Source organism: Agarivorans sp. OAG1 (genome assembly GCF_037076485.1).
Taxonomy (GTDB): Bacteria; Pseudomonadota; Gammaproteobacteria; order Enterobacterales; family Celerinatantimonadaceae; genus Agarivorans; species Agarivorans albus.
This window is the reverse complement of record NZ_AP028990.1, coordinates 2,041,434-2,062,124: the sequence shown is the minus strand read 5'-3', so window position 1 is coordinate 2,062,124 and position 20,691 is coordinate 2,041,434. Positions and strand designations below refer to the sequence as shown.

The following is a 20,691-nucleotide window of genomic DNA, read 5'->3' as shown; positions in this document are numbered from 1 at the left end:
GCAACTATAGCTAAGATATTGCCAGCTTCACCAAGTCCTTTATCTTTTCTAGATCTTGCGAATCACTAAATGCTAGCTCTATCCATGCAGACCCTGCACTGCGTTTAGGATGGACAAGCTAGCGAACCGGCCTTACCAAACCCAACTTAGCAATGGTGTTTTTGCCTAGCTTTAGATCAAGTTCATCAGATTGATGAAAATGAGCAAACTCACATTCTTTATAGCGAAAACCATAAAAGCCGCCTTTGTCATTTGGCCAAAACACGCTATTCACACCTTGTTGAGCTTCTAACCAATGGTGTAACTGTTGTTTTAAGCTTGATTGCTGCGTGATAAAGCGCCCCTCCTTCTACCAGTAAAACAACAAGATTTAGCGATTTGCCTGCTCATGTTTTAACAGCCAATCTTTGCGGTGAATCCCCCCACCATAACCGGTTAATTGACCATTAGCGCCAACTACCCGATGACAGGGAATAATGATACTAATGCGATTCTGCCCATTCGCCGATGCCACAGCTCGCACGGCATTAGGAATTTGAAGATATTCGGCTTGTTGGCCGTAACTGCGCGTTTCGGCGTAAGGAATGTCCATTAAGCCTCGCCAAACTTTTTGTCTAAACTCGGTGCTTGGGGTGTCTAGCGCCACGTCAAACTGTTTGCGGCTTCCCGCAAAGTACTCTGCAATTTCCTGTTGAACTTGGTCTAAGTGCGGATTATCTCCTGGCAAAATCACCGCTTTTAATCGCTTGGTAAGATCGGCAAACTCAGTTTCTAGCATGCGTCTATCGGTAAACTCCAATAAACAAAGCCCTTTATCAGTGGCGCAGGCATACATTGGCCCAATGGGCGTGGTGAAACGAACAATGTTGATAACTGCTTTGTTTTGTTCACTAGGCGCTCCGCCAAATACTTTTTTATAGCTGTCGTTAAAGCCACTCAAAGATTCATAACCGCTATCAAAGGCGCTATTGCTTACACTATCCCCTTGTTGAATTTGGCTAAAAGCTGAGTTAATCCGCAACATCCGCTGGTAAGCGTGAAAGGTAATGCCATGATGTTTCTTAAACCAACGGCGAACTTGCGCGGGATCTAAGCCTCGCTCACGCAAGTCACCATCTTGAATTCGCGTGAAATTGTCTTGTTGAAGGTTGTCCAATAACTGCTTAATACCTAAAGGTGCAGCATCCAGCGGCTGCATCGGTTTACACACCTTGCATGCGCGATAACCGTGCTGTAATGCTTCTTGCACAGTGTCGTAGAAAACCACATTTTCAATTTTAGGTTTACGGGCCCTGCAGCTAGGGCGACAAAAAATGCCGGTGGTTTTAACCGCGGTGTAAAAGACGCCTTCATACTGAGCATCTTTGCGACTCATAGCTTGATACTTTTGCTGAAAACTTAGTGCTTTCATAAACTTTTCACTACATAGAACAGACTTGGAACTACATTAGCAAGTTTGCTGAGCAGCGCTACCGAAAACTGAACAAGTATTTTTAGCTAACGAGTAGGGCTAGCTTCGCGTGGTGAAAACTAACCCTAAACACTGTCAAGATAACTAGGCTAGATGCTGCTCAAAAAATGCAATCGTTCTGTTCCACGCCAGTTCTGCATTCTCTTCATCATAGCGGCCAGTAGAGTCATTATGGAAACCATGGTTAGCTTTTGAGTACATGTGCATTTCAAAATCAACCTTATTGGCCAATAGGTCTTGCTCATACTCTGGCCACGTTGCGTTAACCCGCTTATCAAGTTCTGCTAATTGAATTTGTAATGGTGCTTTGATGTTGGCTCTAAGCTCCTTGGCCGCCGGCGTCCCATAAAATGGCACTCCAGCGTCAAGCTCGCTACCCATTCGTGCTGCGAGCATATTTACTACATAACCTCCAAAGCAAAAGCCCACCGCGCCAAGTTTACCGTTGCTTGCATCATGTTTTTTTAGAAACTGAGCAGCAGCTAAAAAGTCCTGTTCAATTTTACTGCGGTCTAATGACTTCTGCATGCTGCGCCCTTCATCATCATTCCCTGGGTATCCGCCTAAGCTGTATAAGGCGTCCGGGGCAAAGGCTATAAAACCTTGTTTAGCTAAACGTCTTGCCACGTCTTTCACATAAGGATTAAGCCCTCGGTTTTCGTGAATAACCAATACTACGGGTGCTTTGCCCTCTAAATTTGCGGGCATAACAAGATACCCTCTACCCTCTCCGTAACCCTGGGGGGAAGCAAAAGTTGCGAAGCTTGCTTTAATATCAGGATCGTTAAACGACACTTGTTCAGCCAGCGCGTAATTAGGAAGTAAAGCCGACGATAACACCGCCATTGAAAACCCAACTGCCGCCAACTTAGACAAACGAGCTAAAAACGTTCGGCGGTCAATAAGTCCGTGTGCATATTCGTCATACCAATCAAATGCTTCTTGAGGAATAGAATAGGTTTGTTGAGTTGGTAGCGCTTCCGTTTTCGATGAATCCATATCTAGCTCCTTACCTTTACCTTAATGAATGACTTTAGACCAAATAAATTGTCTTGAACTCACTTGACTGAGTTTTTCAACCCTTGAATAACTAAACTAACTAAGCATAACAAACAGATTAGCCGCATGAGCATCATCAGTAAATTTCATGGTCTAAACCCATGACAATACTGAAAATATCTTACTTACTATATATTTAGTAACCCACCTAGCCGCTCCACACAAGTGTTATTCCTCACTTGCATAGCGCTCTTAGTTCACCTCTGTTCGTTCACACTTGGCTCTCTCATTGCGGTGTACAACAGCGAACTTCAAGGGGGACTTACAGGCTCAGCTTATAAAAACGGCATAGAGCCAATTTAAGATCAGCGCTATTTTTGTCGCCTGTCTACAAGCTTATTACTTTGTAGCCGCCCACATTTAAGAGCTTAAAATCGGGTCTAATCCAGTTTGATGTCTCAAATAATTAACGCGCTAATTGACCTTCTTTTTTTGAGAAGCATCATGAATGTATTGTAGTACAATAACTCAAAAAGCAAGCTATAGGTAAGCGAATGAAAATAAAAACTCTTGTTGTTATGATGCTAGGCGCGCTAAGCACCAGCCTATCTGCGGCCACGACTACGCCAGCAGAAGTATTAGATCTATCTTGTTGGAAAGTAACCTTACCAGTGTCTCTGGACAATGGTGACCGCCCTACAGAGTTTAGCGAGAAAGAGATTGCTAAAGGCGCAATGCATGAAGATTACTTTTACGTAAACGAAGCCAAAGATGGCGTGGTTTTTCGCTCACCGATTCAAGGTATTAAAACCTCTAAAAATACCAAGTATGTTCGCTCAGAACTTCGTGAAATGATGCGCTGTGGTGATACTAGCCATAAAACAAAAGGCGTTAATGGCAACAACTGGGTATTTAGTCATAACGAATCGGCTGAGTCATTAAAAAATGCGGCGGGTGTAGACGGTAACTTAAAAGCCACCTTATCTGTCGATCACGTCACCTCTACCGGTGAAATTTGGCAACAAGGTCGAGTAATTATTGGCCAAATTCATGCCCCAGATGATGAGCCAGTTAAAATCTACTACCGCAAACTGCCTAACCATGAAACGGGTTCGGTATGGATTAGTCATGAGCCAAATGGTGGAGACGACATAATTTTTCCGATGATTGGTCCAACTAAGCCAAATTACTGGAAGCAAAAAGATAAAGATATTCCAAAGTCATACAATGATGGTATCGCTTTAGGTGAAAAATTCTCCTACGAGATTGATATTAATGGCTCTGACATGACGGTAACGATTAGCCGCGAAGGAAAAGCTGACGTTGTACAAAAGGTTGATATGCAGAACTCAGGCTACGGCTTGAAAGATCAGTGGATGTATTTTAAAGCTGGTGTTTATAACCAAAACCGTTCTGGCAACCCAGAAGACTATGTTCAAGCAACCTTCTACAGCTTAGATGTAAGCCACGGCTCTGCTAAGTAGTAACGAACTAACCAAAACTAAAAACGCGTTGAAACAAGCTTCATCGCGTTTTTTGTACCACCTAAACAGCCCACCTTTTATCACTAAAAGCGTTTACCAACGCTAAAGCGGAATAGATCAGCATCATCTTGGTGACCCTTACGATCAATCACTCGGCTAATGCTTACACCTAAGTAGCCATCTTCAAAAAATGACCAGCTAGGATAATAGTTAGCCCCAAAGCTAATAATTCCTTTTAAGTCGTAGGCACTAGTATGCTCAACTTTATCAAGCACAAAATAACCTCCACCGCCCATTCGTCCTTCGAAACGCTTGCCTAAAGGAATCACCTTCCATAGCTGCGTTGAAATACCGCTGCGGTCGGTGGCGCCGTTGTAGCCCCCTTCGTCGATGTATCCTAGCGATAAAGCTAAATTATTATGAAAGCGTTTTGCCAAATCAAAGCTGTATCCAACCTTTGTTTCTGGGCCACCATGATTAATTTTAGTATTGATAATCGACACCCAAGCATCATCAAACCATGAGTATCGCGTTTCCTTACGCTGATAATCGGAGTTATCAATATCCCAGCCCACTCCAATCAACAGCGAGTTGCCATTGGGTCGTGCAGCCATAAGGTAGCTATTTAATTGCAAACGTAAGTGAGCGCTTTCGCTAAAGCGTTTTAAAGGATAGATAAACGCTAGAGTGCTCATCGCACCTAGCCGTTTTTCGTTTAACTCCAATCCCGTTTCATCAATAGTGGTGTCAAATGACATATACGGCCCAGCGCCAAGCTCTAAACGAAACCAGTCCGTTGGAACGTATACATAAGTGGCATGTGCGGAAAAACCATCTCGGTGGTGATTATAAGGATGCCCTTCGTTGGCATGAATTAAGTCTACCCGCCAGTTTTTATGAAAGTGCTGAGCGAAACGAATATCAAAGGAGCGAAACTGTTGCTTCTTTTGCTCGTCACTTGCGCCATCATCTAAGTGCGTAATACCACTACCGCCAGTAATCGAGAAGTAGCTGTCAGCCTCTGGTTTAAGCAAAGTTTTAGCATGCAGTGTTGGAGAGACAAACACCGCAAGAGCGAATAGAACAGCAATAGAGAATTTAAACATGGAGGCGACCAATAGCAGCTAAAGATATAAAATACAGCATCTTAGCCTACACCAAAGCTCATTATCATTGTCGCTAGAATACTGCATATATTAAACTTTGAAGCTTTTTGCTGATTTCGGTAGGTATAAGGGCAAACCACCAGATCTTAGGCTAAATCAAGAAGGAAAATTGTAATGATATATTTGTGTATTGGCATCGCTAGTTGCCTGCAAGCTAAAACCTAATTTAAGCAATAAGCGCTTTGAAGCTTGATTGTCGCCATCCAAACCTGCGACTAAACAGTGGTAAGGAGTCTGTTGTTTTGCCCAATCGATAAAACCACTTAACAATTCACTGGCAATGCCTTGTCGCCAGTAAGCCTCTCCCAATAAGTAGCCAATATGAACAGTGCTTTTGCTTTGTTCATGTACAAACAAAAAACCTATGGGTAGCGCTTGGTCTTTAAACGAAACGGCAAACAGCTGGCTTTCTGAACACACCGTGTTTAACCAGCGCAAAGCGTCCTGTTCATTGTTTATGTTCTGAAAATATGGCGGCAATGCCTCTACAACTGCTGGCCTTAGCAGTTCAACAATATGCGATAGCAAGCCAGCTTCTTGCTTGATAGCATGCTTATTGCAAACCTTGCTTACCTTCAATCGTTCAGTAGAAAAGCTCGATTCAGAACACACTTTCACCGCCCTCAATTTCCTACCTATAAATGGTGCCAAGCGTTTGTTATGCAAAACGCATTCAGCGGCATACTGCGATTAAATGTAACTGAAACCACTGGCAAAGGCGACTACACTAGCAGGTGGACGCTAAAGGGAGAGCCGGAAGGAATGAAGAGTTTATCTGCCACACTGGTGTTACTTGCATCTTGCTGCACCGCACAAGCCCAATACAATCCGTGGGAACAGGCCACCAGCACCTATCAGGCCCCAGCTGCTGCAATTGGTAGCTACGCCAACGGCTGCCTAGCCGGAGCAAAAGCGCTTCCCTTAGCTGGCGAAGGCTATCAAGTTATTCGCGCCCAACGTCATCGCTTTTATGGCCACCCAAGCCTTATCACATTCATTAGTGATTACGCCAAACAACTGCGCAGCCAAGGCATTAACAATATTTTGATAGCAGATATGTCGATGCCAAGAGGAGGCCAATTCAACTATGGGCATAGTAGCCACCAAATTGGCTTAGACGTGGACATTTGGTTACGACTAGAAGACGACTTACTGGTAACCAAACAACTAGCCAGCCCTTATGCGGTAAGTGTGGTAGACAAGAAAAATTTGGTCATCAATAAAAATACTTGGAAAGACGAGCATAAAACCATGCTAAAAGTCGCTGCTCAAGACGAGCGAGTTGCGCGTATTTTTATTAACCCAATCATTAAACAGCAACTGTGTGATGAACGTGAAACTGGTGATGACTGGCTACAAAAAATACGTCCTTGGTGGGGGCATAGCTCTCATATGCACGTGCGTCTAGTTTGCCCAACGGGCGATACACAATGTAACAATCAAAAGCCAATAGCAAAGGGCCACGGTTGCGATGAACTAAGCTGGTGGAAAGAGCAGCTCGCCAAAACACCTACTTTTAGTAAACCTCAGAAACCTAAACCGTTAAAAACAAAACCACTACCTTGCGAGCCCTTAATTAAGAGCTTGCAAGCAAAGCAATAAAACTAGCAAGCCTACTATTTGGCTTGCTGTCTTAACTTAAATGTCGTTTACAAACCAGGCAGCATTCCGCCACCTACAGGCATCGCAACACCAGTCACATAGCTGGCTGCTGGGCTGGCAAGATAACAAACGGTATCGGCAATTTCACTGGGCTCGGCTGGGCGCCCCATGGCAATAGTCGAATTTTCTAACTTTGCTGCTTCTTCGATGCTAATGCCTTCCGCTTCAGCAATGCCTTGATAAGCTTGCTGCAACATATCGGTTGCAATAGCGCCCGGGCACACCACGTTAACTCGCACACCTTTAGTGGCATATTCTAAAGCCAACTCTTTAGTCACTCCGACTAAAGCAAACTTGGTGGCGGTATAAGGATAAGGCATGCCCTGCAAGGCGCCTAAGCCCGCTAAAGAAGCAATGTTTACAACGGCACCCGAACCTTGACGTTCCATTTGTGGTAATACCGCTGCGCACATAGCCATAGTGCCTTTTACGTTTACCGCGTAGTTGGCATCCCAATCGCGGTTACTATTTTCTAGAAATACTGGCGAGCCAGCACCTATGCCGGCATTATTTACTAATATGTCTACGCTGCCGTAATGGTCAATGACCCGCTGTACTGCAGTATTAACTTCGGCTTGGTTGGCTACGTCTACTATTACCCCCATAGCCTCGGCGCCTTGCGCCTTAAGGTCGTCCACTACCTGCTGTAAACCTTCTGCTGAACTTGTTCGTCCAGTTAAGGCAATTTTAGCGCCTTGTTTAGCTAGTTTAAGTGCAATAGCACGGCCTAAACCTTTCATCTTTGTCGCGCCAGTAATAATGGCGACTTTACCCTTAAGTGTCATAGTAATCCTCTGATATCAATGTTGGTTTTGAGATAATCAATATTAGGGTCTGTTGATCTTTGCTGATGGTTTTTGCAGCAATTTATTAGCCATTTAGGCAAGGCAGTGAGTGAGCAGTTAAGTGGGCTTAATAATCACTCGCTAACGCTGAGTAAATGGCTAAGAAATGCTGCCCTAAGGGTTCGGGTAAGCGAACTTTACTCTTTGTTGAGCACTTCTTGCTTAGCCCACTAAGCTTCCAAGTGCTCGCCGCGATTAAAGCCCGCTTATCTCGAACAAAAATTCAACACCAAAGATCAACAGCCCCTAAGGACTTAAAACGAAGCGCTCCCTGCGCTCCTCAATCTATCCCTCGACTGTGCTTAAGTACTCGTACGAGATCTTGTGATTTGCTTATGCGGTCACTTCTTGCTGAGTTAACTGCGCATACTCTTCACGTAATTTCGCTTCATTTAGCCCATATTTAGCCGCGGTTTTCTCGAAGAATGGAGCCCAGTGACTAGCCAACACTTCCACTTCTTCTGTTTGAGCCTTTAAGCTGTAATAACCTTTTTGCCCAGGCATACGCGGCGCGCCCTTGCCTGGCAACGGCTTAGCCTGTTGTACTGCTTGAGTAAAGCGGTCTGCTTTAGCTAATACCTCGCCTATTGGCCCGAAATGGCTAGGGTCGATAGCAATGTAGTAAGAGCCACCTACCGATGGTTTATCGGCATCACCGCTTAGGTAATCGGTTAGCGTTGGCATCTCTGGCGCTATAACCCCCAACGGATTAATAATGGCGCTAAGAGCTTCGTTCCAAAGGTTTAATGAATACAAACGCGGGTCTGTAAGATTCTGGTAACAAGATTGATCAAACACTCGACCATAGCCTTCTACAGGGCGAGCAAATGGAGCAAGGTCATTGCCTAATTCACCCGTTTGCGGATCAATCACTGAGTCTTTCTTAACCTTAGTGCTCTGTAGTACCGACTGTGCAGTGTCTGCGTCATACCATTCACATAGTTTTACACTGGTCCAGACCGGAGCTTCGTTACCAGATGGCGCAATAGCATCGAAAGGGGGTACTGATAATACGTTAGCCATGCCACCATATGGCGAAGCCATCGGTACCGAGTTATTTGAGGTTTGAGCAAACATATTTTGCTCGTGCGCCATCCACGCATAAGAGCCGTAGCTACCTGCATCGTTATGGTTACCGCCAAATACGATAGCGATACCGTGTTTTTTAGCCTTAGCAATAGCAAGCTCGGCCATTTTAGTCACTGTCCAATAACCGCTAGAGCGCTTACCATCAACCACCGCCCAAGCATCCCCCTCACCAACCACTTCTGGCTCAGCCTTAATGTCTAACTCACCAGCTTGAAAGGTAAGGTCGATGGCCTCATAAACACCTAAACCTTGGTTTAGTTTGCCTTGGCGAATGCCGGTCATTAGTGCGCGAGATACTGCGTTTGCATGTTCTTCGCTGGCGCCGGTGGCTTGCCAAACTCGCTTCAAAGAAAACTCAATGAAGCCTGCATCTACTTTTTTGGTTTGAACTTGTGTGCTCATAATCTGTCTCTCTTATTGGCAATTAACAATGTGTATCTAGTTGACGAGAGCCAGTTTACTTAAAGCCCAAAAATCTCGAAGTTACACACCGGATCATCGGCAAAAAAGATAAATACCCAAATAAAAACAGAAACTTATGGACGAGTAGCAATGAGAGTAAATGAGTAACAATAGGTAACAAGCCGCAATATGTTAAGCAGAAACGACTAAACTACTGTTAGTGAAAGACTTTGCCAAATTAGGCGCTACTTTTGAGGCAGCATTAATGGCAGAATAAACCCAGCGTAAATAGAAATAGGTGATGAAAGTGGCCAACGGTAAAAACTTAGACCTAGATAATCAGCAGCACCAAATACTGATCCGCGAACAACTGGAGCGCATAATCGAGAGCAGTGTTTTCGAACAAAGCCCAAAAATGAAAGAACTGCTGAGCTACTTGGTCGACCAAACCTTGCAAGGCAACGGCGACCGCTTAAAGCAGTTCACTATTGCGATTGAGATTTTTGACCGTGACGCAGACTTTGACCACCAATCCGATCCCATTGTTCGCATTCAAGCAGGCCGAGTGCGTCGCTCCCTCGACACCTATTATTTTACCGAAGGTGCCAACGACGCGCTTTATATCTCGGTACCCAAAGGGCGTTATGTTCCTAGTTTTAAGTTACGCAGTGAACAAGATCTTAATCCTCAAGCCATTGCTCCTGTTACAGAATCCGCAGAGATTGAAAGCCTAAGCCCAAGCATTACCGTATTGCCATTTTTATCTTTAGCCGACGACAACCAACAGCAATTTTTTGCCGATGGTTTTGGCGAAGAGCTTGCCACCGAATTATCACGCTTTGATACGCTTAATGTGGTGTCGATGTATGCCATGGGTGATACCAGTTTTGATATAAACACTGCCGCCGACATCAACCAAATAGGCAAGCAGCTCAAGGTTTCCTTTATCACTAGCGGCACCATGCGTGCTTTAAACAATCAAATGCGGATTCATGCTCGCCTATATCGCGCCGATACAGGTCAACAAGTGTGGGCCGAGAAATACACCTGTGATATGTCAACCGATGACTTATTCGAAGCACAAGATCAGATCATTGCCGAGATAGTGGCAGAATTGGCGTCAAGTTTTGGCATTATTCACCGCGAAATTTACCAAAGCTGCAACCATAAAAAAGTTGAGCAATTATCCACCTACGAAGCCACCCTACGCTACCGCCACTATTTAATGACCTTAGGCAAAGAGCAATACCAACCGGCTTTGCAAGCCCTGCAAAAAGCAACCCAACAAGAGCCAGAATATGCACTTGCTTGGGCAATGTTAGCCATTCTTTATTTTGATGCCGATAAGCTAACCATGGCAGATATTGCTAATGCCAGTGAGCTAGGCTTTGAATGTGCCCGTAAAGCGGTAGAGCTAGATACAAATAATCAAGAATGCCAAATGGCCTTGGCCATGGGCTACTTAAGCCGCGGCGATCAAGCAGGCCTTATTGAAGCAGTAAATAAAGTTATTGCCCTTAACCCTAATGCCGCCTACCAAGTGGGCTTAGCCGGTTGGGCACTGTGTTTAGCTGGTGAGTTTAAACAAGGTAGAGAGTTGTTAGCTAATTCTAAGGCCTTAAATCCCTTTCGCCCACCTTGGTTTGCTTTGGCAGATATTCTTTACTTTTATGCAGAGCAAGACTTTGATCAGGCCTTTAAAGCCTTAGATCAATTCTCATTAAGTACCCTCTATTGGCAACCTCTACTGCGCTGTGTATTACACCTAGAAAAAGGTGAATTTGCCCAGGCTAAAGCCGCCTACCTAAAAGTACTTGAACTGTGCCCTGATTTTAAGCAACGACGCGAGCATTACTTAAGTGCTTATTTAGTTTGTCCAAATTTAAAGCAACAAGTTATTTCAGCATTAGATAAACTTTAAGAATACTCGAGCGGGGATTTCGTTATACTCCGCTCAATTTCTCCCAACACTGTAAGCATCAATGCGACTAGACAAGTTTATTTGCAAAAGCACTACGCTTGAACTTGCTCAGGCAAAATTGGCAATTAGCCAACATCAGGTACAAGTTAATCAGCAAACTGCAACAGATGCAGCAATGCAAGTACACGAGAACAACCACATAGAACTATTGGGTGAGCGCTTATTTGCTCGCCCCTCTCAGTATTTTATGATCCACAAACCTGCTGGGTGTATTTGCTCCAATAAAGACGAAGCCTATCCGTCAGTATTTAATGCAGTTGGGTTAAACCCAAATGAGCAGCTGCATATTGCCGGACGTTTAGATGCCGATACTACCGGTTTGGTATTAGCTACTGACGATGGTAGGTGGTCATTCGATATCACTCGGCCAGAGCAACGCTGCCCTAAGATTTATAAAGTTACGTTAGCTAAGCCCATTACTCACAATGCCATTGAGCAGCTCGAGCGAGGCTTAGTTCTTCAAGGAGAAGCTAAAGCCACCCTACCTGCTATGGTTAATACTTTAAGCGCCACTGAAGTTGAATTAAGTATTTATGAAGGCAAATTTCATCAAGTAAAGCGAATGTTTGCAGCCACCGGCAACCGTATTAAAGCCCTGCACCGACAACAAATTGCCGAGATTGTATTGGACATTGCACCGGGAGAATGGCGTGCACTAAACCAATCAGAAATAGATTGTTTTTCTTCAACTTAACCAAACTAGTTTCAGCTATTCAAATTAGCATAGTAATTTTGCCAATAAAAAAGGCACTTAAGCTAATAAGTGCCTTTACGTATTTAAGGTGAAGCGCTAAACCTTAAAGCTTGCTGGTTGACTCCGAGTCATTAAAAGTAGTCCGTTGAATGGCCACTTTGGGTTTGCTTACTAAGCAAGTTAAACCAACCACTAAGGCAATAGCACTAACCGCTGCCACTATGCTTGCGAGCGAGCTCCAACCAAAGCTATCGGCACTAATGCCACTGAGTACATTGCCGCCAGCATAAGCACCGGCAATGGCAAACATTAATAGGCCTTGAGTCATCCCCGCACCGGCTCGAGAAGCTTTGGCTGCAATGGCTGGCTGCACCATATCTACCGCTGTCACTCCTTGTAGATAAACCAGATACAAACCTAAAGGTAGGTATGCCACAAGTTGGCCAGCATATAAGGCAAGCCCAGCGAGACCTAGCATCACCACGACTTTAGCCACTACCGCCAGCAACCATACTTTTTCGCCACCTACTTTAGCCATGGCTTTACCCACTAAAGATAACAGCACCAAGCTAACTACCGCCGATACCGACAAGGCCATAGATGAAAGCGCGGCATCAACCTTAAATACCTCAGCCATATAGTTAGGAAACTGCCCAGTGATAACACCTTGGCCAATCGATACAAAAAAGATAGCCAGAAAAATCAAACCAAAGCGAGAAAACACCACCTGCATGATTCCCCCGGCTTCGCTTCCCTCACTTACTTGTTCTACTTTAATCCGCGCAGCGGCTTGCTTGTTGGTAGAGGCAGTCACAAACAGCGCCAACAAAGGGATGAAGAACATGACTGCAAAGCGTAGCTCAAACGACACGCCTGCTTCGGTTAATGCAGCCAAACCAATGCCACCAAGCAACGAACCCCCAATAGCAACCTGATTAAGCAAAGTAAGCTTGGAGGCTTCCTCTTCTGCTTCATAACCCCCGGAGACGATAAACGCCGGGTTAATCATAAGAAGGGAAGCGGAACCCAAACCTAAAAACACAGCCGCCAACAAATGCAGCATGAAATTGGCACCTGACAGTGCGAAAACTAGCGCAGCAATAGCAGTCGCTGCTAAACCAATTAACTGTGCAGCTCGGTGCGCGCGATATCTATCGGCAAGCCCGCCTAGCACGGGTGCCAACAAACCCGACAAGCCCAAAATACCCATAGCAATACCCACTTGAGTTGGGCTGCCGGTTTTATCAAGAATAAAAGTAGGAATTAGAATAGGGATAAATACCAACTGGATAATGCCGTAGCATAAGTGCGCGGTATACCAAGCCTCTAAACCCCAACGTGGCTTATTCATAACGTACTCCTAAAACACAAAAGCAAAAGGCGACATTGCTGTCGCCCCATTTATTACAGGCTGGCTTTGCCAAAAGCTTGTGGCCATTGTGTTTTACGTTTTTCACCATTACGTTTAGCGGTGCAATCTGCTAACCAACAAAGCAGTTTCCAGCTAATGCCTGCAGCAATGTAACCATCACGTTTTGACATATCGTGTTGCGGCGTGTATTCCACCACATCGGCACCGACTAAGTTAATGTCGCCATGTTTACGCAAGTAACGAATGATGTCCCACACCTGGCGCGACTTAAGCCCGAAGGGTTCAATGGCTGAGTTAGACGCATTGTCGGTTGCATCTAGTGCATCTAAATCAAAGCTAAAGTAACAAGGGCCATCACCTACTCGCTTCAAAATACGTTCGGCTATCTCGGTAGTGCCTAAATCAAACACATCGTCAGAGCTGTAAGTTTCTACGCCAAAGTTTTTAGCATGTCCCCCCACCAAGGCTGTCATTCGGCCACGAATACCCATGGTAATCATGCGCTCTGGATCTAAGTTCCCCTCGGCAAAGTTGCGAGTAAACTGGTTGCCCGAGTGATAGGGGTACTCAAAATCTGCGAAGGTAACTAAGTCATAATGCGCATCAAAGTGAATCAAACTTAATGGACCAAACTTTTTGCCCAAGGCCGCGATAGGTGCATAGCTAGTGGTATGGTCGCCACCCCATGTAAAGGTAACGCAATCGTCTTCTAGTACAATTTTCTCGTACTCATCAACAATTTTTTGCACTTCGTCTTTCATATCGAACTGGCCGTAGGTATCAATATTGCCATAATCGATAATACGAGCATTATCGAAAGGAATATCCCAGCCGCCGGTTGGGCTTGGCTCAATAGTTCCCATGGCATTTTTTGACAATTCACGTAAGGCTTTTGGCCCATATTTATGTGAGCTATTCATTGGAGCGGCTTTTTCTAAAGGTTGCCCAACCACTGCAATATCGGCATTTTTGGTGTCTCTAGAGAACGGGGCCATAAATGCACCCAAGTATTCTTTGTTTAGGTTACCTACCACCTCAAGACCTACACCGCCCATTTCACTAATGCGCACCAAGTGCTCCATTACTTCTTGATCAATGCCATCAATGCTTTGCGAGTTAAGCCACAAGTCTTGGTACTTTGCTAAACGCTCTGCAGGAATTGGCGGATGTTTTTTAAAAGTAGATGTAGTCATTGTTTTAGTCTCCGGTTTAAATCAGCGGCTAAGCCTTTAGCTTGGTGCTGTTTGTTTTGACGGAGCCATTGTGGATTTTTAAGCAAACCCAAAGAAGTAAGTTACTGGAGTAACTCGGTGACAAGAGGTAACACGCGGCGCTCAAACAATAGAAATGGTAAAACACGACCACCAAGCATCGCTCTTTAAATCGGGGATTTAATCGCTAACAAGATCTAGCCCTTAAAATGAACCGTTGACAGCTTAAGGCATTGTTATTATTCACATTTAACAAAGATTCATTTTGACAAATTAGATTATTAAACAGATGATGGGCACAATCACACAGAAGAAACAGCCAACGTTAAGTAAAGCGCCTACTCACTCTTTCATCCAATAATTGCTAAAAGCGACTTAAAGAACTTACCAGCAAGGAAGCTGCTAATGAGATTGACTAAACGCCTAACATTAATCCTGCTGTTGGTTAACCTCAGCGCGTGCATTGGAGACTTAACCCAAATAAAGCTTAAAGTTATCGACCAAGATGGCCAGCCAGTTAAAGGGGCAGAAGTAAGCATGAGTTTTATGCTCAGTAAAGGTAGTAATAAATTTAAAGGGACAACTGATGAAAAAGGAGAGGTAACAGCATTACGTTTTAGTCAATTTGGTGCAATTGTACGAGTAAACAAAAAAGGCTATTACCAGTCAAAAATAAAAAGAACCAGTAAAGGCCATCAAAAACTCACGATAGAACTGCGTAAAAAGAAAAACCCCACCGCCATGTATGCCAAAAAGCTAACTCTTCCTGTCCCCAAGAAACGAGAAGCAATCGGCTTTGACTTTGAGCAAAGTGATTGGGTTGCACCTTATGGAAAGGGAAACACTGCTCATATTTTCTTTTATTTAGATGGTGAGTATACTGATATACACAACAACAACAACGAGCTGCAAGTCTCTTTTGCAAATGCTGATGATGGCTTGTTTAAACTAAATAAAGCCCCAACTAATTCTGAATATCCATTTCCTTACCAAGCCCCACTGATTGGCTACACTAATAAACTTATACTTAAAAAGACACGTTCTTCGAACACTAAAACGATGACCACCTACGACAGTTCTACTTTAGGTTACACATTTCGGATCAATACTAAGCTAAACAGCGAAGGGGAAATAATAAGTGCCAATTATGGAAAGATAGCAGGTGAATTCCTCGGCTCAGCTTACACCGGCACCACCAAACGCAAAAATGTAGGTTATGTTAAATTCACCTACTACTACAACCCTACCCCCAACGACCGCAGCTTAGAATTTGATTGGCGACAAAACCTTTTTCGCGACTTAGAACATGAAGAAAAAGTCTATGAGCCATAAAAACGCCTAAGCATTACTCGCAGAGATAGCAGCTGGGCATTCGCTTCGCTGCGATAACAAACCCAAACCGCCAGCCAAAACTAAACAGCCATAATTAAACAGCAATAAGGTTTTGTTATTATTCGCAATTATCAACTTAACATTTTGACAAAAACAATAATTAGATAGATGATTGGCGCGGAATAAAGCTGAAGGAACAGCACATGCCCGCACCTAGTTTTACCCCATTGCCAGAGCCGCTCGCCAGCGAGCTGGCGCAAACCATTATTAACCCGCAATGGCAGGCTGAGCGCCAGCGCCTATGGGATATTCACTTAGAGAGCTACTTCGCAGATTTTAAACGTAGCGCCGCCAAAGCGATTAAACACTATTACTTTACTGGTGAGTTTGCCCCTAAGCATTTTGGCGAAGTATCTTTAGACATGCTGCTCGCTCTTTACCCAATCATTAGCCCGCAAAGCATCAGTTATTTATTAACGGTACTGCCTACCTTGGGCATAAAAGATTTAGTTAAACGACCTTTAGAAATTCGCAGTGATGATGTTCTGCGCTTTGCTCGTAGCTTAATGCGCTCATATTCTCCCTTTGCGCCAAAACCCCACCAAAGCCAAAGTATAGAACAGCGTTTAGCGGTGGTGGATTGGCTATTAGGCGATGAATTTGCCCCCCAACGCTGCGTAGAAAATGTTCTCGACCCTAAGCACCCCGGCTGGCAGTTAAGCATAAAGCCCTTAAACATGTGCCGTGATATATTAGGCAGTATTGTTTCATGGATGCACAGTGCAGAGTTCAACCCTTGCCCGCCCTTATGGTTAAAACGCCTCGATTATTTAGTGTCGGCCTTTAAACTGCTGCCCTTAGAAGCGCATAGCCGTAACATCCCTCACCGTAGGCAAGCAGAACACCAGTTTAAACGTTATTTATGGAGCCTAATCGACGCAGGGCTGTTTAGTGATGCGGTAACGCTTAGCCCGCGCTTGCAGGACTATAACCAAGCACGGGAGCAAGTATTAGCTTGTTTACTGCCACTGGCCAAGCACATCCCTGCTTTTAAGCAGGTTTGCCTAGACATTGAGCACCGAGACAGTTTTTTTGTTGATAGGCTACGTAGCTACCAAGCCCAAAAAATTCACTTTAAAATAAGCCCTGAATTATTTAAACAATGGCAGCAGCACTTTGTACATGAACCTATAGACAGTGAAGAAGAGGCTCCTCGTTGGTGGTCACTTACCCATAGTGATAAAAAAGACAACCAGCCAGACTTAATGCTAGCGTGGTTAGAGCAGCATGCACCTGAGCAAGCCAGGCTGTGGCCTCAATTGTGGCCTTTTAGCGTTAATGTTTCTTTAATCAACCTAGCCGCTCCTTATCATGAAGGGCTGCACTTTGAGATTAGGTACTCAATAGACTCTTACAAGGCCGGCGACCAAAGCCAAGCTGATAAGGCAGTGCAATTGATTTATCAAATTTTTAGCCAACTCCCCATCTGCGAATTAGAAAGCTGGCAATATTACGATGCGGACTTGGAAGACAGAGACGACGACGTAATCATAATAGATTAAATAGTAAGGATTATTTAATGAGCGAAACCGTACAATTACAGTTAATCAGCCCCGACTCTGCAAGCAAACTTTGGCAGCAAGTGGCGCTATTGCTGCAAGACAATAGCACTGGTGCCAAACTACAAGACTTGTTTGATGAGGTCCTCGCTGGTGCAGGTGATACCTTTGAAGAAATACTCGAACAATTTCCCGACTTATGGGTAGAACAAGCCGAATTTGAGCATGGCAAGCTAAGTGTAGAATTTTTAGCGGGTCCAGAAGCTCAAGAGCTGGCCGAAGCCCTAGGGAGCTTTTTTAAACCACTGCCAATTAAAGACTTAGATATAGCGCTTGGTTGTGATGGCGCTGATTAAACCTTTAGCCTAAAGTGAGATAATTTAGGTTATTTGGTGATTACGCCCTAATACATTCATAATTCCTTATACCTTCTGTTGTCAATTTTAACTATAACGTGATGTAATTAAAGAATTAAACGAATTAATATCTACAAGGAAATAAATGTTCACAAAAGGATTAGTACGGATCTCATTTATTACATTACTCTTTGCAATAAGTAATGGGCATGCCGCTAAGTATGAACCCCAAAAAAACTCTGTTTTAGTCTTTGTAGGACAAGACAATGATACCGTTGGCGGGCATGCTGATTACCGCAATGGCTACATAGATCATTTCGGTAAACCCGCAGGCTTAACCCACTATGTTTATTTTGGTGAGGGCGGAACCCTAAATTTTGAACTAGACAAGCATTCCTACACCTTTGCTACTGGACGTATTGACGGTCTAAATAATAAAGATGATTGGGGTGCGGGTCCTATGTGCTTAAAATGCTATCTAGAGAGTCCTGAGCTTAAAGATATGATGGTGCACGTTGCCATCTCGATGCAGTCAGATGCTGAGAAAAAAATCGCCGCCGGAGAATTAGATCATCTACTAAATGAATTCAGCACCTTTCTAGTGACCCATTCTGAACGGCAATTTTTTATACGGATAGGTTATGAATTTGATGCCCCTTGGAATAATTATGATCCCCAAGCCTTTCAGCAGGCTTTTCGTCGCATTATCGATCACCTACGTAGCCGAAACATTAGCAACTTTGCTACTGTGATGCAGTCCAGCACCATGCATATTCCAGCCCAAAAATGGAAACAGTTCTGGCCGGGCGATGACTATGTCGACTGGATAGGTTATGCACTATTTAGACCCTTGAGTGAAGAATCTAGCGCCAACCCCGTTGCACATCGCTTAGCGAGAAGCAAGCAGCTTCCGGTGTTTGTGGCCGAATGGGCTGCTCACGACTATGATACATCCGGCCCATACCCTGATAGGGTATGGCGCTTCTTTGAGTGGAGCCATGACTTCTTTGAACGCAATCAAGACATTATTAAAGCAGTCTCTTATATCAACACAAACTGGCCATCTCAGCCTATGTGGAATCCAGAGTTGTGGAAAGATCATCCATTTGGCCCTTGGCATAACTCACAAATGCAGGCAAACCCAAACTTAACGCAACGCTGGAAAGAGTTAATGGCAATGGACCGCTACTTACATAACCCAAAACAAGCTCGGGAACAAAGCTTGCGCTCAGAATAACTATAAATCTGATAAGTGCTTGGCGTTACCCAAAGAGCTTGGAGAAATACGCAATTGTATTTTGTAAGCCTTGTTGCCATGAGGTTGTTTGGTATTTTCCTAGTAAGGCGTTGGACTTTTTGAGGCAAGGTCTACGCCTTTTAGGATCAGCTTCTGGCAGTGCGAGATAGGTAAGGGGCAATTGCGAGTTGATAGTACTTTTAATATCTAAAGCTAGTTGCAAAACTGTTTTTTCTTGAGCATTACCTACGTTAACTAGGCAAAGTGACGGCGTGTTCAAGGCCATTAAACGCCGTAGAGCCGTTATCGTATCATCCACATAGATTAAAGAACGAGTTTGCTTTCCATCACCATAAATCGTTAAGGGTTGTCCTTGTAGGGCCTGATTAATAAAGTTAGCAACAACCCTTCCATCATTGGCTGACATATAAGGGCCAAAAGTATTAAAAACTCGAGCTATTTTCACCTCTAAACCCAGTGAGTAGTACTCAAAACAAAGCGTTTCAGCTACTCGTTTTCCCTCATCGTAACATGCCCTTTTGCTTAGTGGGTTGACATTGCCGTAGTATGATTCTGCTTGCGGGGACTCTAACGGATCGCCGTAAACTTCAGAGGTAGAAGTAAATACCACTTTACTGTTATGTTGCAACGCAAAGTCTAAAACTCTTTGAGTGCCTAAAAAGCAGGAGGCTAAGGTTGCTAAGGGCTGAGCCTGGTATTGCGGAGGAGAAGCGACGCATGCGAGATGATAAATTTCATCCTGCTGAGCTAAAGTGGAAAAATCAAACGAGCATACATCAGCCTCAATCAGCTTTATATCTAAACCATCTAAATTTTGCTTCGCTCCGCTCTGTAGGTTATCAATAACTGTCACCTCAAAGTCAGAACCTAGAGACCTAATAAGATTGGCCCCAATAAATCCGGCCCCCCCCGTTACCAATACCCGCTTCACTTAAGACCACCCTTGGCATAACCGGTGGCATAGGCTACATACTCAATAAAAGCTAATCCTAAATTAGGTAAAGTAAGCTTAGTGGGCAAAAAGGGGCGCGGTTTAAAATCAAGCTGATATTTATCAGCTAACTGTCGTACCCCTCGCCCATAGCGCTGAAAGCGTTTAACAAAACCATTAAAACCATCATCAAATTCATGCACAGTAACGCTATTGAACTGGTAGGCTAAGTCGCCGATTTCTAGAAGTCTAAAAGCCAAGTCAATATCTTCTCCTCCAGCTTGTTTAAACCGACTGTCGAAGCCTCCGATATGCTCAATCGCCGTTTTCTGCACCAAACAATTAGCCGTAACTAAGTAATCGGGCGCTAACCTCTCACTGTATTTAGCTTCGCGAGGAATTAAGGTTTCCTGCCCCCGATAGTAACGTGAGAGTAGATCATTGGATATGATGTCGATTCCTCCTGCGTAAGCAACAAAACGATTCTGATCAGTAGAGTAACCCGACACCATGTTGGCTGTGGGGATGCAATCAGAATCGGTAAAAAGCACCCACTCCCCTTTTGCCAAATCAACGCCCACATTTCGAGCAGCCGCAGGGCCGATAGGCATACATTGCGCCAACTTTAAGGGGAGTGGATATTCTTGTGGGAGACTGAGCGGCTGGTCGGAATTATTGTCTACAACAATCACCTCTAAAGGGCGCTGTTCAAGGGGCATTACTTTTGGCAGCAGTGACAAAAAACGAGTAATCCCCGCTTGATTATTCTTTACAGGTATAACCACACTCACCCTCTGGGGACTAATGTGGCTTGCCACTTTTATTGGTTTCTTTTTGTTCGGACGATAGCCGAAAGCACTAAGTAGGGTCATATTTACT

General features: G+C 44.3%; 19 protein-coding genes. 8 read left to right on the top strand and 11 right to left on the bottom strand.

The genetic code is table 11. The annotated features are described in order from the left end of the window. Nucleotides 1-118: 118 nt before the first annotated feature. The 3 genes from OAG1_RS09445 to OAG1_RS09435 all read right to left on the bottom strand — a co-directional run bounded on the left by OAG1_RS09445 (nucleotide 119) and on the right by OAG1_RS09435 (nucleotide 2,470). A complete protein-coding gene (locus tag OAG1_RS09445; protein ID WP_338626421.1) occupies nucleotides 119-334 on the bottom strand; it encodes a luciferase family protein in 216 nt (71 codons plus the stop codon). 36 nt (nucleotides 335-370) lie between these two features. Further along, nucleotides 371-1,411, bottom strand: a complete 1,041-nt coding sequence (locus tag OAG1_RS09440) for a methylated-DNA--[protein]-cysteine S-methyltransferase (RefSeq protein WP_338626055.1) — start codon at nucleotides 1,409-1,411, stop codon at nucleotides 371-373. A gap of 144 nt (nucleotides 1,412-1,555) precedes the next feature. Beyond that, nucleotides 1,556-2,470: a dienelactone hydrolase family protein gene (locus OAG1_RS09435; protein WP_338626053.1), complete on the bottom strand. Its 915-nt coding sequence runs from the start codon at nucleotides 2,468-2,470 to the stop codon at nucleotides 1,556-1,558. A 554-nt stretch (nucleotides 2,471-3,024) separates the two neighbouring features. Here OAG1_RS09435 and OAG1_RS09430 point away from each other — a divergent pair. Next, nucleotides 3,025-3,954, top strand: coding sequence for a polysaccharide lyase family 7 protein (locus OAG1_RS09430; protein ID WP_338626051.1), 930 nt, complete (start codon nucleotides 3,025-3,027; stop codon nucleotides 3,952-3,954). An 83-nt stretch (nucleotides 3,955-4,037) separates the two neighbouring features. Here OAG1_RS09430 and OAG1_RS09425 read toward each other — a convergent pair whose 3' ends face one another. Next, nucleotides 4,038-5,060 carry a hypothetical protein gene (locus OAG1_RS09425; RefSeq protein ID WP_152780927.1) on the bottom strand — a complete coding sequence of 341 codons (1,023 nt, stop codon included), beginning with the start codon at nucleotides 5,058-5,060 and terminating at the stop codon, nucleotides 4,038-4,040. 156 nt (nucleotides 5,061-5,216) lie between these two features. Further along, a complete protein-coding gene (locus tag OAG1_RS09420; RefSeq protein WP_338626048.1) occupies nucleotides 5,217-5,738 on the bottom strand; it encodes a GNAT family N-acetyltransferase in 522 nt (173 codons plus the stop codon). 42 nt (nucleotides 5,739-5,780) lie between these two features. Between OAG1_RS09420 and mepA the strand changes: the two genes are divergently transcribed. Next, entirely contained in the window at nucleotides 5,781-6,722 is a 942-nt protein-coding gene (gene mepA / locus OAG1_RS09415; RefSeq protein ID WP_338626046.1) for a penicillin-insensitive murein endopeptidase, read from the top strand. 47 nt (nucleotides 6,723-6,769) lie between these two features. Here the strand turns inward: mepA and OAG1_RS09410 are convergent, their stop codons facing one another. Beyond that, complete coding sequence (locus tag OAG1_RS09410; RefSeq protein WP_338626044.1) at nucleotides 6,770-7,567, bottom strand: SDR family NAD(P)-dependent oxidoreductase; 798 nt, start codon at nucleotides 7,565-7,567, stop codon at nucleotides 6,770-6,772. Nucleotides 7,568-7,960: 393 nt separating this feature from the next. Beyond that, the gene (locus tag OAG1_RS09405; RefSeq protein ID WP_338626041.1) at nucleotides 7,961-9,118 is read right to left on the bottom strand and encodes an Ldh family oxidoreductase; all 1,158 of its coding nucleotides are present in this window, start codon (nucleotides 9,116-9,118) and stop codon (nucleotides 7,961-7,963) included. A 301-nt stretch (nucleotides 9,119-9,419) separates the two neighbouring features. On the opposite strand from OAG1_RS09405, the gene OAG1_RS09400 reads away from it, so the two are divergent. Then, on the top strand, nucleotides 9,420-11,039 hold the full coding sequence (locus tag OAG1_RS09400) for a transmembrane adenylate cyclase (RefSeq protein WP_338626039.1): 1,620 nt from the start codon (nucleotides 9,420-9,422) through the stop codon (nucleotides 11,037-11,039). A gap of 61 nt (nucleotides 11,040-11,100) precedes the next feature. Next, nucleotides 11,101-11,793, top strand: a complete 693-nt coding sequence (locus OAG1_RS09395; protein WP_338626037.1) for a 16S rRNA pseudouridine(516) synthase — start codon at nucleotides 11,101-11,103, stop codon at nucleotides 11,791-11,793. 103 nt (nucleotides 11,794-11,896) lie between these two features. Here the strand turns inward: OAG1_RS09395 and OAG1_RS09390 are convergent, their stop codons facing one another. Next, on the bottom strand, nucleotides 11,897-13,144 hold the full coding sequence (locus tag OAG1_RS09390) for an MFS transporter (RefSeq protein ID WP_338626035.1): 1,248 nt from the start codon (nucleotides 13,142-13,144) through the stop codon (nucleotides 11,897-11,899). A gap of 53 nt (nucleotides 13,145-13,197) precedes the next feature. Beyond that, a complete protein-coding gene (locus OAG1_RS09385; protein WP_338626033.1) occupies nucleotides 13,198-14,358 on the bottom strand; it encodes an arginase family protein in 1,161 nt (386 codons plus the stop codon). Nucleotides 14,359-14,781: 423 nt separating this feature from the next. Here OAG1_RS09385 and OAG1_RS09380 point away from each other — a divergent pair, with 423 nt between their 5' ends. The 4 genes from OAG1_RS09380 (at nucleotide 14,782) to OAG1_RS09365 (ending at nucleotide 18,860) form a co-directional block, all read left to right on the top strand. Next, nucleotides 14,782-15,708, top strand: coding sequence for a hypothetical protein (locus OAG1_RS09380; protein ID WP_338626031.1), 927 nt, complete (start codon nucleotides 14,782-14,784; stop codon nucleotides 15,706-15,708). 203 nt (nucleotides 15,709-15,911) lie between these two features. After that, nucleotides 15,912-17,270, top strand: coding sequence for a hypothetical protein (locus OAG1_RS09375; RefSeq protein WP_338626029.1), 1,359 nt, complete (start codon nucleotides 15,912-15,914; stop codon nucleotides 17,268-17,270). Nucleotides 17,271-17,287: 17 nt separating this feature from the next. After that, complete coding sequence (locus tag OAG1_RS09370; RefSeq protein ID WP_338626027.1) at nucleotides 17,288-17,623, top strand: hypothetical protein; 336 nt, start codon at nucleotides 17,288-17,290, stop codon at nucleotides 17,621-17,623. Nucleotides 17,624-17,768: 145 nt separating this feature from the next. After that, nucleotides 17,769-18,860 (top strand): hypothetical protein, encoded by a 1,092-nt coding sequence (locus OAG1_RS09365; RefSeq protein WP_338626025.1) that lies wholly within the window; start codon nucleotides 17,769-17,771, stop codon nucleotides 18,858-18,860. Between the two features lie 25 nt (nucleotides 18,861-18,885). On the opposite strand, the gene OAG1_RS09360 is transcribed toward OAG1_RS09365, so the two are convergent. Next, entirely contained in the window at nucleotides 18,886-19,812 is a 927-nt protein-coding gene (locus OAG1_RS09360; RefSeq protein ID WP_338626022.1) for an NAD-dependent epimerase/dehydratase family protein, read from the bottom strand. Beyond that, the gene (locus OAG1_RS09355; protein WP_338626020.1) at nucleotides 19,809-20,684 is read right to left on the bottom strand and encodes a glycosyltransferase; all 876 of its coding nucleotides are present in this window, start codon (nucleotides 20,682-20,684) and stop codon (nucleotides 19,809-19,811) included. The genes OAG1_RS09360 and OAG1_RS09355 overlap by 4 nt, the downstream gene beginning before the upstream one ends. Nucleotides 20,685-20,691: the final 7 nt, after the last annotated feature.

Coding starts and splice junctions, on each gene's coding strand:
- OAG1_RS09440 (WP_338626055.1), bottom strand. CDS start 1,411: ATGAAAGCACTAAGTTTTCAGCAAAAGTATCAAGCTATGAGTCGCAAA.
- OAG1_RS09435 (WP_338626053.1), bottom strand. CDS start 2,470: ATGGATTCATCGAAAACGGAAGCGCTACCAACTCAACAAACCTATTCT.
- OAG1_RS09430 (WP_338626051.1), top strand. CDS start 3,025: ATGAAAATAAAAACTCTTGTTGTTATGATGCTAGGCGCGCTAAGCACC.
- OAG1_RS09425 (WP_152780927.1), bottom strand. CDS start 5,060: ATGTTTAAATTCTCTATTGCTGTTCTATTCGCTCTTGCGGTGTTTGTC.
- mepA (WP_338626046.1), top strand. CDS start 5,781: ATGCAAAACGCATTCAGCGGCATACTGCGATTAAATGTAACTGAAACC.
- OAG1_RS09410 (WP_338626044.1), bottom strand. CDS start 7,567: ATGACACTTAAGGGTAAAGTCGCCATTATTACTGGCGCGACAAAGATG.
- OAG1_RS09405 (WP_338626041.1), bottom strand. CDS start 9,118: ATGAGCACACAAGTTCAAACCAAAAAAGTAGATGCAGGCTTCATTGAG.
- OAG1_RS09400 (WP_338626039.1), top strand. CDS start 9,420: ATGAAAGTGGCCAACGGTAAAAACTTAGACCTAGATAATCAGCAGCAC.
- OAG1_RS09395 (WP_338626037.1), top strand. CDS start 11,101: ATGCGACTAGACAAGTTTATTTGCAAAAGCACTACGCTTGAACTTGCT.
- OAG1_RS09390 (WP_338626035.1), bottom strand. CDS start 13,144: ATGAATAAGCCACGTTGGGGTTTAGAGGCTTGGTATACCGCGCACTTA.
- OAG1_RS09385 (WP_338626033.1), bottom strand. CDS start 14,358: ATGACTACATCTACTTTTAAAAAACATCCGCCAATTCCTGCAGAGCGT.
- OAG1_RS09380 (WP_338626031.1), top strand. CDS start 14,782: ATGAGATTGACTAAACGCCTAACATTAATCCTGCTGTTGGTTAACCTC.
- OAG1_RS09375 (WP_338626029.1), top strand. CDS start 15,912: ATGCCCGCACCTAGTTTTACCCCATTGCCAGAGCCGCTCGCCAGCGAG.
- OAG1_RS09370 (WP_338626027.1), top strand. CDS start 17,288: ATGAGCGAAACCGTACAATTACAGTTAATCAGCCCCGACTCTGCAAGC.
- OAG1_RS09365 (WP_338626025.1), top strand. CDS start 17,769: ATGTTCACAAAAGGATTAGTACGGATCTCATTTATTACATTACTCTTT.
- OAG1_RS09355 (WP_338626020.1), bottom strand. CDS start 20,684: ATGACCCTACTTAGTGCTTTCGGCTATCGTCCGAACAAAAAGAAACCA.